Below are 16,458 nucleotides of genomic sequence, written 5' to 3' on the forward strand. Positions count from 1 at the left end.
ACCCCTCAGAAAATATCCGGCTCACCCGCCGCTTGGCCAAAGGCCGCGGTGAGGTAGTCAAAGTCGCAGCCCTGATCGGCCTGCCCCACATGGCGCTGGAACATATAACCCCAACCCCGCTCGAACCGCGGCTCAGGGGCTTTCCAAGCGGCGCGGCGGGCGGCGAGTTCATCCTCGTCCACCAGCATGTCGAGGGTGCGCGCCTCTAGGTCCATGCGCACGATGTCGCCCGTTTTCAGCAGCGCCAGCGGCCCGCCCACGAAAGACTCCGGCGCGACATGCAGGATGCAAGCGCCGTAAGACGTGCCCGACATCCGCGCATCTGAGATCCGCAGCATGTCGCGGTGACCCTGTTTCAGCAGCGCCTTCGGCATCGGCAACATGCCCCATTCGGGCATCCCCGGCCCGCCCTGCGGCCCTGCGTTACGCAGCACCAGCACATGGTCCGGCGTCACGTCAAGGTTTTCGTCATCAATCGCGGCCTTCATCTCCGGGTAGCTGTCAAAGACCAGCGCCGGGCCTTCGTGGTGGTGAAACTTCGGATCGCAGGCCGCCGGTTTGATCACCGCGCCATTGGGGCAAAGGTTGCCCTTAAGCACGGCGAGCGAGCCTTCCTTATAGACAGGGTTCGACAGGGGCCGGATCACGTCGTCATTATAGACAGGCGCGCCCGCGATTCCTTCCTCCAAGGGTTTACCGGTGCAAGTGATCGCCGACCGGTCAAGTTTATCCCCCAGTTGATCCATCAGCGCCCGCAGCCCGCCCGCGAAATAGAAATCCTCCATCAGATATTCGCTGCTGCCCAAGGGACGGATATTGGCGATGAGCGGCGTGGTACGGCCCAGAGCATCCAGATCGTTCAGCTCCAGCGCCACACCTGCGCGACGTGCCATGGCCAGCATGTGCACCACCGCATTGGTCGAACAGCCCGTCGCCATCGCCACCGTCGCCGCATTTTGCACGGCGGCGGGGGTGATGATCTTGTCCGGCGTCAGGTCCTCCCAAACCATATCGACGATCCGCCGCCCGCAAGAGGCGCTCATCCGTTTGTGGCCCGCGTCCGCGGCAGGGATCGAGGTGGCCCCTGGCAGCGTCAGCCCCATCGCCTCCGCAATCGCGGTCATGGTCGAAGCCGTGCCCATTGTCATGCAATGCCCATAAGACCGCGCGATGCCGCCTTCTACGCCGACCCATTCCTCGGCCGAGATCGTGCCCGCGCGGCGCTCATCCCAGAACTTCCACGCATCCGAGCCAGAGCCAAGCGCCCGCCCCGCGTAATTGCCGCGCAGCATCGGGCCTGCGGGCAAGAAGATGAACGGCACGCCTGCGCTGATCGCGCCCATGGTCAGACCCGGCGTGGATTTGTCACAGCCGCCCATCAGCACCACACCGTCGAGCGGGTGCGAGCGGATCGTCTCTTCGGTCTCCATCGCGATCATATTGCGGTAGAGCATCGAGGTCGGCTTGGTGAAACTCTCGTCGATCGAGATCGTCGGAATCTCCAACCCCAGCCCCCCGGCCTGCGCGATTCCCTTCTTCACGTCCTCCGCGCGGTCGCGGAAATGGAGGTGGCAGGGGTTCATCTCGGACCAAGTATTCAGGATGCCGATCACCGGGCGGCCCTCCCAATCCTCGGGGCCCAGTCCCATCTGCATCATGCGCGACCGATGCCCAAAGCTGCGCAGATCATCGGGGGCAAACCAGCGCGCGCTGCGCAGCTGATCGGCGGTTTTCTTGGTCTCGGTCATGGAATCCTCGCCAGCTAAAACATCATCGCAAAACGGGTGGAAAACACATCTTGCTCGAACTGATATATTACCGTATCACCCCAATTGTCGATACCATTTGAGGGGCGCGTTGCGAAAATGTCGGGAAAAACACTGAAACAAACGCTCCGGCCCGGCAGTCGTCTGTCGGGGTTTTGGCTCTCGCTCTGCTCTCCTACGGTGACAGAAATCGCCGCGGGCAGCGGGATCGATTGGCTGTTGCTGGACATGGAACATGCGCCGAATGACCTAAGCCAGATCACCGATCATCTGCGCGCCGCTACGAGTGCGGCACCCGATGCGCAGATGGTCGTGCGAATGCCCTCATCCGACCAGACCATGACCAAACGGCTGCTGGATATCGGCGTGCAAAATCTGATGCTCCCGATGATCCAAAACGCCGAAGACGCCCGCCGCGCCGTGTCATGGACCCGCTACCCGCCCGAAGGGCTGCGCGGCATCTCGGCTACGATTCGCGCCAATAACTACGCGCGGCAGACGGATTACCTGAGCACATATACAGACGCGCAATGCGTCATCGTGCAGGTCGAGACCCCCGAAGCGGTCGACCAAATTCCCGCCATCGCCGCCGTGGCCGGCGTGGACGCGATCTTTATCGGGCCGGGCGATTTGTCGTCGGCGATGGGCCATACCGGCAACCCCATGCACCCCGATGTCCAAGAAAAGATCCGCGAAGCGGTCGATGCAATTCACGCCGCCGGGCTGCCTGCGGGCATCCTTGGTTACGGCGCCGATCTGGCGCGCCGCTACTTTGACAACGGTATCGAATTCGTCGCCATCGCGGGCGACGCTTGGCTGCTCACGCGGCAGATGGATGCGCTAGTGCAAACTATGGCGCAGCCCTCCCCCACTTTGACACAGCAAACCGATAAGGATTGATCATGAGCGCTGACAGCAAGACATTTCACCCCCACGGCAAGCACTTGATCGCAGGCGAATGGGTCGGCGGCGGGGAAACCTTCGCCAATTCCCCCGCCACCGGCGAAAGCGACCAATTCCAAAGCGGCACCCCTGCCCATGTGAACCAAGCCTGCGAAGCCGCCGAGGATGCCTTTTGGTCCTACGCCTATTCCAGCCGCGAGAGCCGCGCCGATTTCCTTGATGCCATCGCGGATGAGATGGAGGCCCGCGCCGAGATCATCACCGAAGTCGGCGCGCGGGAATCCGGCCTGCCCACCGCCCGCCTTCAGGGCGAACGGGGGCGGACAACCGGGCAACTCCGTCTCTTCGCCGATCACATTCGCAAAGGCGCGCATCTGGATCGTCGTGTTGACGGTGCTCTGCCAGACCGCCAACCGATGCCCCGCCCCGACATCCGCATGATCCAACGCCCCATCGGCCCGGTTGCGGTATTCGGCGCGTCGAACTTCCCGCTGGCCTTCTCCACCGCGGGCGGTGACACCGCCGCGGCGCTGGCGGCGGGCTGCCCGGTCGTCGTGAAAGGCCATTCCGCTCATCCCGGCACCGGAGAGATCGTAGCCGAAGCGATCCATGCCGCGATCCAGAAATGCGGCGTTCACCCCGGTGTCTTTTCCCTCATCCATGCCAACAGCCGTGAGGTGGGCCAGACGCTGGTGCAGCATCCGCTGATCAAAGCCGTCGGCTTCACCGGCTCCCTCAGTGGGGGCCGCGCGCTGTTCGATCTCTGCGCGCAACGCCCCGAGCCGATCCCGTTTTTCGGCGAGTTGGGGTCGGTCAACCCGATGTTCGTTCTGGCCGAGGCCACCCGCAATCGGGGTGCGGAAATCGGCGCGGGCTGGGCCGGGTCGCTGACCATGGGCGCGGGGCAGTTCTGCACCAATCCCGGCATCGCGGTCGTGGCCAAGGGCGTGGAGGGCGATGCCTTCGTCGCTGCCGCAAAAGAGGCGCTGGAACAGGTCGGCCCGCAGGTCATGCTGACCGATGGCATCGCCAAAGCCTACCGCGATGGCAAGGAACGTTTCACCGGCCGCAACGCCGTGCGCGCGCTGCTGAGCACTGACAGCGAAGGCCGCAGCGCCCAGCCGAACCTCTTTGAAACCGACGCCGAGACCTACCTGCAAGACCACGCGCTTGGGGAAGAGGTCTTCGGCCCCTTGGGTCTGGTGCTGCGGGTCTCGTCGGGCGATGAGATGCAAGAGCTTGCCAAAGGGTTCGAAGGCCAGTTAACCGCGACACTCCAGATGGACGAGGGCGACACCGAAGCCGCCAAGGCGCTGATGCCGATCCTTGAACGGAAAGCGGGCCGGGTGCTGGTGAACGGCTTCCCCACCGGGGTCGAGGTTTGCGATGCCATGGTGCACGGCGGCCCCTACCCGGCCTCCACCAACTTCGGCGCGACCTCCGTCGGCACCATGGCGATCCGCCGCTTCCTGCGGCCCGTGTCCTACCAAAACCTGCCCGATGCGCTGCTGCCCGAAGACCTGCGCGGGGCTTCGGCATGAGCGGCGATCTGATCGGCCCCGTCGCCGTGCTCGACGCGATGCCGGAGGATATGCAGAACAAAGTGCGCGGCTATGCCGATGGGCTCGACCTGCGCTTTGCGGCGTCCTATTCCGAAGAGGATTTTGCCGAGACGGTGAAAGGTGCCGCCTATATCGTTCCGCGCGGGCGGGGGCTTCCTGCCTCGGTTCTGCGCGGGGCCGATAGCGTGCGCCTCGTGCATCAATGGGGCACCGGGTATGACAAGATCCCGGTGGATCTGGCCAAGGAAATGGGCGTGACCGTGGCACGCAGCCCCGGTGTTAACGCCCCCACCATTGCGGATCTCACTATCGGCATGATGATCGCCGCCCTGCGCCGCATCCCGCTGCATTACAACAACACCCGCGCGGGCAAGTGGATCGTGCCAGAAATCGTCCCCGGCGCGCGGGACCTCAGCAGTCAAAAGGTCGGGCTGATCGGTTTTGGGGCCATCGGGCAACTCGTGGCGAAACGGCTGACGGGCTTTGACTGCGAGGTGCTCTACTACCGCCGCTCGGGGCCAGCCGAAGGCACTGGCGCGCGCTATGCCGAACGCGACGAAATTCTTGAGACCTGCGATATCGTCAGCCTGCACATGCCGCTGACGGAGGCGTCGCACCACACCATCGGCACGCCGGAACTGGCGCAGATGAAATCCGACGCCCTGCTGGTCAACACCGGGCGCGGCGGGCTGGTCGATGAGGCGGCCCTAATCGACACGCTCACCCACAAACGTATCGCCGGGGCGGCCTTGGATGTCTTCACCGAAGAGCCCGTCGAGCCAGACAACCCGCTTCTACGCCTCGAAAACGTCCTGCCCCTGCCCCATATCGGCGGCCACAGTGAGGATAACCTCAAACGCATGGTTGGCCATTGGGCCAGCAACATCCGCGCTTTCCACGAAGGGCGCGGGATCGACGAAAGCTGCATCGTTAGTTGAACAATGCCCCGGCCTGACTTGTCAGGCCGGGGCCGCCGCTTAGCCTTCAAGCGGAACGGGCATGAGGATCTTATTGGTCTGGCGCACCAGATATCCCGCCTCGGCGCTTTTCTTGAGGTAAGTCTGCCACTCAGGGTCCGCCGCCATCTGCGCGCGGCGCGCCGCCCGGTCGGCGGCATCCTGATAGGCCCAGATATGCACGAAGGAGTTCACGTCCCCCGTCTCGACCTGTGCGTAGATCAGTGGCGCGCCGAGGATGCGTTTCTGCGCGGGAAAGCCGAATTCGGCATAGAGCGCGAGGTGTTTCTTGATCGTGCCGGGGCGGCAGAAATAGGTGCGGTGGTCGTAGATCATAAAGGGGCCTTTCGGGGGGGGGTGGCGTTATGCGATACCGGCGTGGTCGGTGATCCGGGCCCGCGCCTGCAACAGGTGATAGGCCATCGATACGCCCGCGGCTTCGCTGTCGCCCGCACGGATCGCTTCAAGGATTTGGCGGTGCTCATTGATCACCACGTCGATCCGCGCTTGCGAGCCTTGGCGGGTCAGTTTTTGCGCCACGTCGATCCCCTGTTCGATGGATCCGCGGGCGCAGTCGAGCATTTGCACGAAGACCTCGTTGCCCGAGGCCGCCGCGATGGCGCGGTGGAATTGGTAATCGGCGTCAAAAGACGGATCGCGCGCCTGCATGGATGCCTCCAGCGCCTGCAAGGCTGCCTCGATCCGGGCGATATCCTTGGGGCCGGCCCGTTGCGCGGCCATATGCGCGGTGGCCTTTTCGATCGTGATCCGCGCCTCCATCGCGCGCATCAGCCCGGCAACCGACCCCGCCGTGGCATATTCAATCAGCTTTTCCGACGGCCGCCGCCGCACAAAAGTACCGACGCCGCGCCGCGCCTCGACCAGCCCGTCCTCTTGCAATTTACGCAGCGCTTCGCGCACCACGGGGCGGGACACGCCAAAGGCTGTGGCGATCTGGTTTTCCGACGGCAGCTTTTCGCCTTGGGCGAGTTTGTTCGACACGATCTGTTCAAGCACCTGCCCGTAAAGCTGGTCGGCCAATGTCTGGCGTTTCTTGATCTTTAGTTTCGGTGTTGTCACCGGCTACCCTCCCGCCGCGGCGCGGCGCATCATATTGGCCAGTCGCAACGCCGAAGTCGCAGCCCCATAGCCGTTGTCGATGTTCACCACCGTGACCCCCGGCGCACAGCTGGCGAGTATCGAATCGAGCGCGACCCTCCCGCCGCGGGCCACACCATAGCCCACGGAGGTCGGCACACCAATCACCACCCCCGGCACAAGCCCGGCTACGACCGACGGCAGCGCCGCGTCCATCCCGGCAAAGACAATCACGACATCCATTTCACGCAGCATTTCTTCCCGCGCGAGCAGACGCCAAAGCCCGGCCACGCCTACATCCGACACTTCGGTCGCGTCCATGCCGCCATAGGCCAGCGTGCGCCGCGCTTCGGCCATGGGCGCGTAATCAGAGGTGCCTGCACTGACGAGGGCGATGCGGGGATCGCGGGCCAAAGGCCCGATCTCTCCTAGAATGGCGGTGCGCGAGGCGGTGCAGTAATCGACCGATTGGGCCAGATTGTCCGGCAAGTCGTCAAACTGTTCTGCCGACAGCCGGGTCAGCAACAGCCTCCGGCCCTCCGCTGCCGCATCGCCGATGATCGCGGCAATCTGCGCCACCGCTTTATGCTCGCACAGCACGGCCTCTTCGATGCCGATGCGCCCGCCGCGGCCCCGGTCAAAGGTCACGTCTGGATGCCCGTCGGGGCCTTTCTCATTGATGGACAAATGCACTTCCCCTTGAATAGGCCCGCAGATCAACCGCGCGCCCGTCATCCGTGGCCCGCCGGACCTGCGTCAAAATCGCCGCGCGCTTTTGCGCGGAAAGACCTTCATAGAGAGGCGGATCAAGCTCCACCACCCAGCCCCCGCGCAAGCGCCGGCAGCGCAGGGTGATATTGCCCAACGCCGCGCGCAGCAAGGTTTCGACCCGGTCGATCACCGCCAAGTCCACAGGCTCCACCCGCAGGCCAGTCTCAATCCGGCTGGCCAAACAGGGGGCCGCGGGCAGTTCCGCCAGTTCCCCCAGCCCGAGCGCGCGGGCCAAGGCGCGCACATCGGCTTTTGACATCTGCGCATCGACGAACGGGTGCAGCACGCCATGCTCTGCCGCCGCCTGCAAACCGGGACGGTAGTCTGACAGATCGTCGGTATTGGTGCCCGCCGCCACCAACGGCCCCATCCGCGCCAATGTGCCATAGAGGTTGGACTTGCAAAAATAGCAGCGGTTCACCGGGTTGGCGCGGTAGGACGGATCGGCGAATTCGCCCGCATCCACCAGTTTCAGTGGCAGGCCCCAAGCGGCTGCAAAGTCTTTCAGCCGCGCTGTCGCCGCCGAAGGGACCGCGGCCGAAACCGCGTGGCAAAGCGTAACCCCCTCCGCCCCCCGCACCTTGGCCGCGGCGGCAGAGAGGGTGAGGCTATCGATCCCCCCGCTAAGCGCGATGGTCAACGATGCGGGCCGCGCGAGGGCGGCTTGGAGCGCGGCAGGAACCGTCACTCGCCCAATCCATCCTCTGTCTTGAGCTGCGCCAAGAGACGCCCGCTCGACATTTGAAGGTGGTCGCGCATCCGCTGGCGCGCCCGTTCGGCATCGCCCTGAGCAATAGAGGCCGCAATGTCATAGTGCTCCTGAATGGCGTCCCGGCTTTCGCCGCCGCGTTTCAATGCTTGCAAACGCCCGGCCAGCATCGTCTCGCGCAGGCTGGCGACAAGGTAGTTGAAAAGGCTGAGATAATAGCTGTTCCCGGTCGCCTCACAAACCGCGCGGTGAAAGGCGAGGTCGGCGCTGACCCCACTCGCAACCGCGGGGCCGCCGATTTTGTTGCTTTGGTCATAGGCGGCGGCGGCGCGCTGGATCTCCTGGCAGGCTTCGGGCGTTGCACGGGCGGCGGCGATGGCGGCGGCTTCGATCTCAAGCCCCATGCGCAACTCTAGGATCTGCTCAAGCTTACGCTGGCTTTCCATATCCCGCTCAGGAATCGCAAAGCCCTGCCGGGGCCGATCACTGGCCACAAATGCCCCACGCCCCTGCCGGCTGGAAAGCATGCCTTCCGCCTTGAGCCGCGAGACAGCCTCCCGGATCACGGTGCGGCTGACATCGAAATCGCTGGCCAAGGTGGTTTCCGACGGCAGCACATCGCCCACGCCCCAGATGCCGTTCACGACATTATGGCGCAGGACTTCCGTCACTTGATCGCTGAGCGTCGCACCATCGACGAGGGGCGCAGTCGCCTGAAGATTTCCAGTCATGATAACAACATCCTTTCGCCGATTGGAGCACCTGTATGACAAGCTGTCAATAATCAGTAACTAGGGCCATTCGTTGCATTACAACCAGAATACAACATTACAAGTAAGAGGGAATCCCCCTAAATTTGTATTTTTAATTGACAGGCTGACGATTCCCCCGCAGTCTGCGGTCCTACGGCAAGAGGATGTCAGGGGGGAGCCCGGAACCCATCCAGTTACTGCCGATACACAGTTAAAACTCGGGAGGAGTTTCTATGTCACCAATGTTGAAATTACTGCGCCGCACAGCCGCGGCCACCATCCTTTTCACCGTCGCCGGCGTCGCCGCACATGCGCAGAGCTTTGTCATGGCCACCGGCCAGCAGGGCGGGTCGTGGTATCCCGTGGGCGGCGCGATCAAGGCGATTGTTGAGCGTGAGAACCCCGATATGGACATCACCGTCACGCCAGGCGCGGGCGTGTCGAACGTGGTCGGCGTGGACGCGGGCCGCTTTGGCATCGCATTCGCCAACTCGATCTCAACCGTGGACAGCCTGTCGGGCAAAGAGCCTTTCCGCAAGGCGACCACCAATGTCTGCAACCTTGGCATTCTCTATCCGCAGTATTTCCAGATCGTCGCGCTTGAGGATTCCGGCATCAAGACCATCGCCGACATGAAGGGCAAACGCCTGACCACGCAACAGCTTGGCAACACCGGCGAATTCCTGACGCGCGAGCTTTTGTCGACTGCTGACATGACGTTCGATGATCTTGATAGCGTGGCCAACACGTCCTATTCCGACTCTGCTTCGCAGATGAAAGACGGTCAGGCTGATTTCTTCACCCTTGGCTCGTCGCTGCCGACCGGTTCGGTCATGGATCTGGCATCCTCGCGCAAAATCCGTCTGGTCGACGTGGACGAAGAGACCTTTGCCTATTTCAAGGACAAGAACGCCGCCTTCCAGCGTCGCGAAGTCAAAGCGGGCGCCTATCCCGGTTTCGATGAGACCGTGCACGCGATCAGCTACGACACCCATATGGTCGCGCCCTGCGACTATGACGGTGAGATCATCAAATCGGTGCTCGGCGCGATTGCTGACAACAACGACAGCTTTGCCGCGATCAGTAAATCCATGGCTGACCTGACGGTTGAGGAAATGGCCACCGACATCGGCGTGCCCTTCCACCCCGCCGCGAAAGAGTTCTACGCAGAGCGTGGCGTCTCGGGGATGTAATCCACCCCCGACGAGAAACGGGTCGGCCGGGGCCATGCGCTCCGTCCGACCTAGACCCCTAAAGGCCCTGCCCCGCGCATCCCGCGCGATGACGCATAAGGGCCGCCTTCCACTCTAGACGCGAGAACCCCCATGCAACTGTCGATCTTTCTGGACAAGATGCCCCTGATTACCCGTATAGCAAGGCTGATCCTGGTCGGTATGGCTGTGTGGCATCTCTACGTCGCCTTCGTTGGCCCGCCCAACCCCTATATCATGCGCGGCGTGCACGTCGCTCTCGCGCTTTTGCTGATCTTTCTGACCGTCGACCGCAAAGGTCTGCGCAACGATGTGCCAAGTTGGTATGACGTGGTGATCGGTATCGTGGCTGCGGGCGCTGCACTTTATCCGTCGTTCAACCTTAATTACATCACGCAACGGTTCCTCTACGTTGACCCGCTAATGCCGATGGATATCGTGGTGGGCATCACGCTGGTTGTTCTCTTGTTGGAGGGCACGCGCCGGATGCTTGGGCCGATGCTGCCCATCACCGCTCTTTTGTTTCTCGGCTACGGTCTGGCCTTCACCTCGACGCTGCCTTCGGTGATCCTTGAGCAGTTGTTCATGACGCCCGAAGGCATCTTCGGTATCCCGATTGCGGTATCGGCGACCTATATGGTGCTGTTCATCTTGTTCGGCTCTCTGGTAGAGCGGATGGGCGTGGGCCAACTCTTTATGGATTTCGCTGTGGCGCTTACCGGGCGTCAGGTTGGCGGCCCGGCCAAGGTGGCCTGCGTGACCTCCGGCCTCTTCGGCTCGGTTTCCGGCTCTGCCGTGGCCAATGTGATGACGACCGGCACCTTCTCTATCCCGCTGATGAAACGCATGGGGTTCAAACCCGCCTTCGCGGGCGCGGTAGAGGCCGTGGCGTCGACGGGCGGTCAGATCATGCCCCCCGTGATGGGGGCTGCGGCCTTTGTCATGGCGGAATATCTCGGCGTGGGATACCTGACGGTCGCGAAATATGCGCTGGCCCCCGCGGTTCTGTTCTATGTCGCGCTCTTCGCGGCGGTCCATTTTGAGGCCAAGCGCAAGGGCATCGGCTCGGTCCCGAAAGAGGATCAAGTGCCGCTGAAAATCGTGCTGCTTGAACGCGGCCACCTGTTCTTGCCGTTGGCGATTATCGTGGGCGTGCTGATGATGGGCTACTCTGCACCCTATGCAGCACTTTGCGGTATCATCTCGGTCGTGCCGGTCGCGGCCCTGCGCAAGACGACACGGCATTACGTCACCATCGACAACATCCTCGAAGCGCTTGAGGGCGGCGCGCGCAACGTGTTGGCGATTGCCGCGGCCTGTGCCTGTGCGGGCATCGTGGTCGGCGTGATCGACATCACCGGCCTTGGCCTCACCTTCTCGAACTTTGTGATCGAAGCGGCTCAAGACACGCTGGTCATCGCGCTGTTCCTGTCGATGATCGCGGGCATCATCCTTGGTATGGGGATGCCGACAACACCCGCCTATATCGTGCAGGTCGCCCTGCTGGTGCCGGCGCTGGTGAAACTGGGCGTTCAGGTCGAAGCGGCGCACCTCTTTGTGTTCTACTTCGCCATCCTGTCGGCCATCACACCCCCCGTCGCCATGGCGGTCTATGCGGCCAACACCCTATCGCACGCCAAGATCGTCGAGGCGAGTTGGGCTGCGGTGAAACTCGGTGCCACCGGCTTTATCGTGCCCTTCATGTTCGTCTATGAACCGGCGATCCTGATGCAGGGTTCGGTCACCCAGATCACGCTGGTCCTGTTGCAGGCCACCATTGGCGTCATCCTGCTGGCCGCCGCCTTGCAGCGCTACTACTTTGGCAGACTGTCCAACATGCTGTCGGTGGTGCTGTTCGGGGCGTCCTTGCTGCTGATTTATCCCGATCTGCGGCTCACCGCCTCGGGGTTTGTCATCGCGGGCGTTATCCTGGCCTTCCAAAAGGCCCGGAACCCCAGCCCGAAAAGCCAAGCCGCCACACATACTTAAATCTTAGAACGAACGAAACGGAGCCTTCTCCATGCTGCAAAAAACTTCCCTCAAGGCGCGGACCGGCGGACAGGTCCTTGTGGATCAACTGCTGATCCACGGTGCCGACACCGCCTATTGCGTGCCCGGCGAAAGCTATCTTGAGGTGCTCGATGCGCTGCATGATGTGCAGGACCGTTTCACCCTCATCAACGCGCGGCACGAAGCCGGGGCCGCCAATATGGCTGAGACCTATGGCAAACTAACCGGCACCCCCGGCATCTGCATGGTCACCCGCGGCCCCGGTGCCTGCCACGCGGCCATCGGCGTGCATATCGCGCAACAAGACAGCACGCCGATGATCCTGCTGGTGGGTCAAATCGCCCGCGACACGACCGACCGCGAGGCGTTTCAAGAAGTCGACTACCGTGCGATGTTTGGCCCCATCGCCAAATGGGCCACGCAGATCGACGACCCGGCGCGGGTGCCGGAATATATGGCCCGCGCCTTCCGCGTGGCGACCTCGGGCCGCCCCGGTCCGGTGGTAATCTCCCTGCCCGAAGACATGCTGACCGAGGTGGTCTCCGTCGCCGACGCGCGGCCCTATACGGCGACCCATGCTGGGCTGTCGCCTGACAATCTCGACATGCTCAAGACCGAGATCGCGCAGGCCGAACGGCCCCTGCTGCTGCTCGGCGGCTCGGGCTGGTCGGATGAAAGTGCCGCGGCCATCACGCGCTTTGCCGAGGCCAACAAGATCCCCGTCACCACCTCTTTCCGGCGGCAGGACATCGTCAACAACCTCTCGCCCGTCTATGCAGGCGATTTCGGCACCTCTACCGCGCCCAGCCTCTACGCCCATCAACGCGACGCGGATCTGCTCGTGGTGATCGGCGCACGATTGGGGGAGATGACGACCAAGACCTACACCACCATGCAATCGCCCAACCCCGACACCCGGCTGGTGCACCTTTATCCCGACGCGGATGAGATTGGGCGGGTCTATTCGCCAGATCTGGGCATTGCCGCAGCACCCGTTTCAGTCGCTGCCGCCTTGGACGGTGTCGATCTGGGCCGCGCTGAGGCATGGGACGCATGGTGCGAGAAACTCCACGCCGATTACCTCACCGATACCGAAGCGCCCAATGGCGGCGACTGGGATCTCGACATGGGGGTGGCCCTTGCGCAACTGCGCGATGAGCTGCCCGATGATGTAGTGGTCACGCTCGACGCGGGCAACCACACCGGCTGGGCGCAACGGTTCCTGCGCTTTGGCCGTCCGGGCCGGATTGTCGGCTCGACCTGTGGTGCGATGGGCTATTCCGTGCCCGCCGCCGTCGCGGCCTCGATTGCCGAGCCGGAGCGCCTGACGCTCTCCTTCGTCGGCGATGGCGGCTTTATGATGAGCGGCAATGAATTGGCCACCGCCGCGCAATATGGCGGGCGGCCCATTGTCCTGCTGTTCAACAACGGCATTTACGGCACCATCCGCATGCACCAAGAACGCGATCACCCCGAACGGATCTCGGGCACTACGCTGCAGAACCAAGATTTCGTCAAAATGGCCGAGGGGCTGGGCGCTCATGCGGAACGGGTGACCAAGACCGAGGATTTCGCCGCCGCCTTCACCCGCGCCCGCGAAAGTGGCCGCCCGGCCCTGATCGAGCTTGTAACCGACCCCGAGCAAATCTCGACCCGCACCACGATCAGCAAGCTGCGCGCGGCGGCCCAGAAAAAAGTCGACGCCGACCAGCGCTAAAGGATGACCCAGATGACCACTCTGACCGCGCCGCGCCGCGCGCCCGAAACGGACGGGCAAGACCATGGCGCCTTGCTCGACGATCTGCGCCAAGCCATCGGTGCCGCCCATGTCGTGACCGACGCCAAGGATTTTGACGCGCGGCTGATCGAAGATCGCGGGCTGCGGCGCGGCACCGCGCTGGCGCTGATCCGCCCCGGCTCCACCGAGGAGGTCGCCGCCTGCATGCGCCTGTGCCATACAGCCGAGGTGCCGGTCACGCCGCAGGGCGGCAACACCGGTCTGGCGGGGGGCGGCGTGCCGGACGGCGGGATCATCCTCACGACTGACCGGCTGAACCGCATTCGGGGGGTCGATCCGACCAACGCCACCATGACGGTCGAGGCGGGTTGTATCCTCGCCGATATCCAAGCGGCGGCGGATGAGGTCGACGCGCTCTTCCCGCTGTCGCTCGCCTCCGAAGGGTCCTGCCAGATCGGCGGCAACCTTTCGACCAACGCGGGCGGCACGGCGGTGCTGCGCTATGGCAATACCCGCGATCTGGTGCTGGGGATCGAAGCGGTGCTGCCCGATGGCCGGGTGCTGAATGATCTGGGCGGGCTGCGTAAAAACAACACCGGTTTCGACCTTAAACACCTCTTTATCGGGGCCGAAGGAACGCTTGGCATCATCACGGCAGCGGTGATCAAGCTTTTCCCCAAGCCCACCGCCCGCGCCACGGCGCTGGTGGCCTGCACCGGCCCCGACCTGGCGCTGGCGCTCTATGCCCGGATGCGTGGGCAAACGGCGGACACGCTCTCGACTTTTGAATATATCGACCGGCTTGGCCTGCAAATGGTGATCGACCACGCGCCCGGCTGTAGCGACCCGATGGCAGAGGCGCATCCGGCCTATTGCCTGCTCGAACTCACCGGCAATGGCGCGCAGGCCGACCTTGATGCCCGGCTGGAGGCGGCGTTGGAAGCAGCGTTTGAGGCGGAAGAAATCATCGACGCCGTGATCGGCGCATCGGAAGCGCAGAAGGGCGCGCTTTGGGCGCTGCGGGAAAACCTGTCGGAGGCGCAAAAGCCTGAGGGCGCGTCGATTAAGCATGACGTATCCGTGCCGGTCTCGCGCGTGGCTGATTTCATCCGCGAGGCGACTCAAGCATGCATGGAACATATGCCCGGACTGCGCCCCTGCCCCTTTGGCCATTTCGGCGACGGCAACCTGCATTTCAATCTGTCGCGCCCGGTGGATATGGCGGATGCGGCGTTCCTTGCCGAATACGATGCCTTCAACCGGATCGTGCATGATATCGTGCACCAGATGGGCGGCTCATTCTCAGCCGAGCATGGCATCGGCACGTTCAAACGGGCCGAACTTCGCCGCTATAAGGACCCGGTCGCGCTGGAGTTGATGGAGCAGATCAAAGCCGTGCTCGACCCGGGCCAATTGATGAACCCGGGCAAGGTGCTTTGACGGCTTAGCCGCGCCCGACAAATGGCATCTTGGTGGCCATCACGGTGACAAACATGGCGTTGGAGTCGAGCGACAGCTTCGCCATGTATGACAGCGTTTCGGCCACGTCGTTCACATCCATGCGCGGCTCGGACATGCGGCTGCCGTTGGGTTGCAGGATGCCGTCTGCCATCCGCTCCGTCATCTCGCTGGCCGCATTGCCGATGTCGATCTGCCCGCAAGCGATGTCATGCGCGCGCCCGTCGAGCGACAGCGCACGGGTCAACCCGGTGATCGCGTGTTTCGTTGCCGTATAGGGCACCGAGAGGGGGCGCGGCACATGGGCGCTGATCGAGCCGTTGTTGATGATCCGCCCGCCTTTCGGGCTTTGGCGTTTCATCAAGGCGAAGGCCGCGCGGGCGCAGAGGAATGACCCGGTCAGATTGGTCGCGACGATGTCGTTCCATTCCGCGACGCTCAAGTCGTCCACCTCAACCGCCGGACCATTGCGCCCGGCATTGTTGAACAGCAGGTCCAGCCGCCCGAAGGTCGCCTCCACTCTGTCGAAAAGCGCGTCGACATCGGCCTCAACCCCCACGTCCGCAGCCACGGCGATATGCCCCTGCCCGTCAAGCGTAGCACAGGCGGCGTCGATCTTATCCTGTTGCCGCCCGGTGAGAACGAGAGTGAAACCGTCTTTCGCCAACCGCTGCGCGCAGGCGAGGCCGACGCCGCTCCCGGCCCCTGTGATCAGAGCAATCTTTTGGTTCATCTTACCATTCCATCCGTTTTGGTGTCCTGAGGCCGCTGCTTGGAATCTAATATATATGAATACGCAAGAATAGGTTTTTCCGCCGTTTTCCAAAATGATGCACTATCGAACTTGCCCGCCTCACATTCACGCGAGCGCACTAGACGACCGGTCTATTATTTTATAGATGCCCCTCATGACAGAGGCAAAGAAAGCAGATCAGACGCGGCAACGCATTTTAGACAGCGGACGTAGCCTCGTGCTCCGGCACGGGTTCTCTGGCGTTGGCCTGTCGCGCATTCTGAGCGAAAGCGGCGTGCCCAAGGGCTCGTTCTACTATTACTTCGCGTCGAAAGAGGCTTTCGGCACCGCGATGTTGGCCGACTACGTCGAGGCCTATCTCGCCCGTGTCGATGCGCTGATTGCAGCCCCGGGAACGGCGGGCGACAAGCTCGACAGTTTTTGGGATGCATGGCTCAGCCAATCCAGCGCCCCGGGGATCGCCAGCGCTTGTTTGGTGGTGAAACTCGGATCCGAAGTCGCCGACCTGTCGGAGACGATGCGCGAAACGCTGGACCAGGGTGTCGACGCATTGGTCGCCCGGATTGCCCAATTGCTGCGCCAAGGCGCAGAGGATGGGACCGTTCGTGCGTTGTCTGACCCCGAAACCACCGCCCGCATGCTCTATGCCAAATGGCTCGGCGCGGCGGTGCTGGCCAAACTGGCGCGCAGCGATGCAGCCCTGCGCATGGCCCGCGCTGAAACCTCTGCCCAACTCTCCCCCACTGGGGGCCAATTCCCAACCTGAAAGG

The 16,458-nt window shown here is 63.1% G+C and carries 15 protein-coding genes; 8 read left to right on the forward strand and 7 right to left on the reverse strand.

What is annotated here, in order from left to right:
• Positions 1 to 5 precede the first annotated feature (5 nt).
• Entirely contained in the window at positions 6 to 1,748 is a 1,743-nt protein-coding gene (araD, locus tag A3722_RS05865; protein WP_067630755.1) for an L-arabinonate dehydratase, read from the reverse strand.
• 117 nt (positions 1,749 to 1,865) lie between these two features.
• Between araD and A3722_RS05870 the strand changes: the two genes are divergently transcribed.
• From A3722_RS05870 to A3722_RS05880, 3 genes are read left to right on the forward strand one after another with little or no spacing between them, the layout of a single operon-like run.
• Positions 1,866 to 2,666, forward strand: a complete 801-nt coding sequence (locus A3722_RS05870; protein WP_067630753.1) for an HpcH/HpaI aldolase family protein — start codon at positions 1,866 to 1,868, stop codon at positions 2,664 to 2,666.
• A 2-nt stretch (positions 2,667 to 2,668) separates the two neighbouring features.
• Positions 2,669 to 4,210 (forward strand): aldehyde dehydrogenase (NADP(+)), encoded by a 1,542-nt coding sequence (locus tag A3722_RS05875; protein WP_067630751.1) that lies wholly within the window; start codon positions 2,669 to 2,671, stop codon positions 4,208 to 4,210.
• Positions 4,207 to 5,169 carry a 2-hydroxyacid dehydrogenase gene (locus tag A3722_RS05880; RefSeq protein WP_067630749.1) on the forward strand — a complete coding sequence of 321 codons (963 nt, stop codon included), beginning with the start codon at positions 4,207 to 4,209 and terminating at the stop codon, positions 5,167 to 5,169. The genes A3722_RS05875 and A3722_RS05880 overlap by 4 nt, the downstream gene beginning before the upstream one ends.
• Before the next feature lie 39 nt (positions 5,170 to 5,208).
• Here the strand turns inward: A3722_RS05880 and A3722_RS05885 are convergent, their stop codons facing one another.
• The 5 genes from A3722_RS05885 to A3722_RS05905 are packed head-to-tail and all read right to left on the reverse strand — an operon-like array spanning position 5,209 to position 8,496.
• Positions 5,209 to 5,523 carry an NIPSNAP family protein gene (locus A3722_RS05885; protein ID WP_067630747.1) on the reverse strand — a complete coding sequence of 105 codons (315 nt, stop codon included), beginning with the start codon at positions 5,521 to 5,523 and terminating at the stop codon, positions 5,209 to 5,211.
• Between the two features lie 27 nt (positions 5,524 to 5,550).
• Complete coding sequence (locus A3722_RS05890) at positions 5,551 to 6,267, reverse strand: FadR/GntR family transcriptional regulator (RefSeq protein ID WP_067630745.1); 717 nt, start codon at positions 6,265 to 6,267, stop codon at positions 5,551 to 5,553.
• Between the two features lie 3 nt (positions 6,268 to 6,270).
• A complete protein-coding gene (gene larB, locus A3722_RS05895; RefSeq protein WP_201721972.1) occupies positions 6,271 to 6,972 on the reverse strand; it encodes a nickel pincer cofactor biosynthesis protein LarB in 702 nt (233 codons plus the stop codon).
• The gene (locus tag A3722_RS05900) at positions 6,959 to 7,744 is read right to left on the reverse strand and encodes an adenine nucleotide alpha hydrolase (RefSeq protein WP_067630744.1); all 786 of its coding nucleotides are present in this window, start codon (positions 7,742 to 7,744) and stop codon (positions 6,959 to 6,961) included. The genes larB and A3722_RS05900 overlap by 14 nt, the downstream gene beginning before the upstream one ends.
• Entirely contained in the window at positions 7,741 to 8,496 is a 756-nt protein-coding gene (locus tag A3722_RS05905) for a FadR/GntR family transcriptional regulator (protein WP_067630742.1), read from the reverse strand. The genes A3722_RS05900 and A3722_RS05905 overlap by 4 nt, the downstream gene beginning before the upstream one ends.
• A gap of 254 nt (positions 8,497 to 8,750) precedes the next feature.
• Here A3722_RS05905 and A3722_RS05910 point away from each other — a divergent pair, with 254 nt between their 5' ends.
• The 4 genes from A3722_RS05910 to A3722_RS05925 all read left to right on the forward strand — a co-directional run bounded on the left by A3722_RS05910 (position 8,751) and on the right by A3722_RS05925 (position 14,916).
• The gene (locus A3722_RS05910; protein ID WP_236627353.1) at positions 8,751 to 9,710 is read left to right on the forward strand and encodes a TAXI family TRAP transporter solute-binding subunit; all 960 of its coding nucleotides are present in this window, start codon (positions 8,751 to 8,753) and stop codon (positions 9,708 to 9,710) included.
• A 132-nt stretch (positions 9,711 to 9,842) separates the two neighbouring features.
• Positions 9,843 to 11,717, forward strand: coding sequence for a TRAP transporter permease (locus A3722_RS05915; RefSeq protein WP_067630738.1), 1,875 nt, complete (start codon positions 9,843 to 9,845; stop codon positions 11,715 to 11,717).
• Positions 11,718 to 11,748: 31 nt separating this feature from the next.
• The gene (locus A3722_RS05920; protein WP_067630736.1) at positions 11,749 to 13,455 is read left to right on the forward strand and encodes a thiamine pyrophosphate-binding protein; all 1,707 of its coding nucleotides are present in this window, start codon (positions 11,749 to 11,751) and stop codon (positions 13,453 to 13,455) included.
• A gap of 12 nt (positions 13,456 to 13,467) precedes the next feature.
• On the forward strand, positions 13,468 to 14,916 hold the full coding sequence (locus A3722_RS05925) for an FAD-binding oxidoreductase (RefSeq protein WP_067630734.1): 1,449 nt from the start codon (positions 13,468 to 13,470) through the stop codon (positions 14,914 to 14,916).
• Positions 14,917 to 14,920: 4 nt separating this feature from the next.
• On the opposite strand, the gene A3722_RS05930 is transcribed toward A3722_RS05925, so the two are convergent.
• Complete coding sequence (locus A3722_RS05930; protein ID WP_067630732.1) at positions 14,921 to 15,667, reverse strand: SDR family oxidoreductase; 747 nt, start codon at positions 15,665 to 15,667, stop codon at positions 14,921 to 14,923.
• 175 nt (positions 15,668 to 15,842) lie between these two features.
• On the opposite strand from A3722_RS05930, the gene A3722_RS05935 reads away from it, so the two are divergent.
• Positions 15,843 to 16,454, forward strand: coding sequence for a TetR/AcrR family transcriptional regulator (locus A3722_RS05935; protein ID WP_067630730.1), 612 nt, complete (start codon positions 15,843 to 15,845; stop codon positions 16,452 to 16,454).
• Positions 16,455 to 16,458 lie beyond the last annotated feature (4 nt).

This window comes from Sulfitobacter sp. HI0027, from assembly GCF_001634775.1.
In the GTDB taxonomy this organism is placed as follows: domain Bacteria; phylum Pseudomonadota; class Alphaproteobacteria; order Rhodobacterales; family Rhodobacteraceae; genus Sulfitobacter.

What these genes read in the sequence shown, in the direction of transcription:
- A3722_RS05875 (WP_067630751.1), top strand. Translation starts at nt 2,669, where the DNA reads ATGAGCGCTGACAGCAAGACATTTCACCCCCACGGCAAGCACTTGATC.
- A3722_RS05880 (WP_067630749.1), top strand. Translation starts at nt 4,207, where the DNA reads ATGAGCGGCGATCTGATCGGCCCCGTCGCCGTGCTCGACGCGATGCCG.
- A3722_RS05920 (WP_067630736.1), top strand. Translation starts at nt 11,749, where the DNA reads ATGCTGCAAAAAACTTCCCTCAAGGCGCGGACCGGCGGACAGGTCCTT.
- A3722_RS05935 (WP_067630730.1), top strand. Translation starts at nt 15,843, where the DNA reads ATGACAGAGGCAAAGAAAGCAGATCAGACGCGGCAACGCATTTTAGAC.
- araD (WP_067630755.1), bottom strand. Translation starts at nt 1,748, where the DNA reads ATGACCGAGACCAAGAAAACCGCCGATCAGCTGCGCAGCGCGCGCTGG.
- A3722_RS05870 (WP_067630753.1), top strand. Translation starts at nt 1,866, where the DNA reads ATGTCGGGAAAAACACTGAAACAAACGCTCCGGCCCGGCAGTCGTCTG.
- A3722_RS05915 (WP_067630738.1), top strand. Translation starts at nt 9,843, where the DNA reads ATGCAACTGTCGATCTTTCTGGACAAGATGCCCCTGATTACCCGTATA.
- A3722_RS05910 (WP_236627353.1), top strand. Translation starts at nt 8,751, where the DNA reads ATGTCACCAATGTTGAAATTACTGCGCCGCACAGCCGCGGCCACCATC.
- A3722_RS05925 (WP_067630734.1), top strand. Translation starts at nt 13,468, where the DNA reads ATGACCACTCTGACCGCGCCGCGCCGCGCGCCCGAAACGGACGGGCAA.
- A3722_RS05905 (WP_067630742.1), bottom strand. Translation starts at nt 8,496, where the DNA reads ATGACTGGAAATCTTCAGGCGACTGCGCCCCTCGTCGATGGTGCGACG.
- A3722_RS05885 (WP_067630747.1), bottom strand. Translation starts at nt 5,523, where the DNA reads ATGATCTACGACCACCGCACCTATTTCTGCCGCCCCGGCACGATCAAG.
- A3722_RS05930 (WP_067630732.1), bottom strand. Translation starts at nt 15,667, where the DNA reads ATGAACCAAAAGATTGCTCTGATCACAGGGGCCGGGAGCGGCGTCGGC.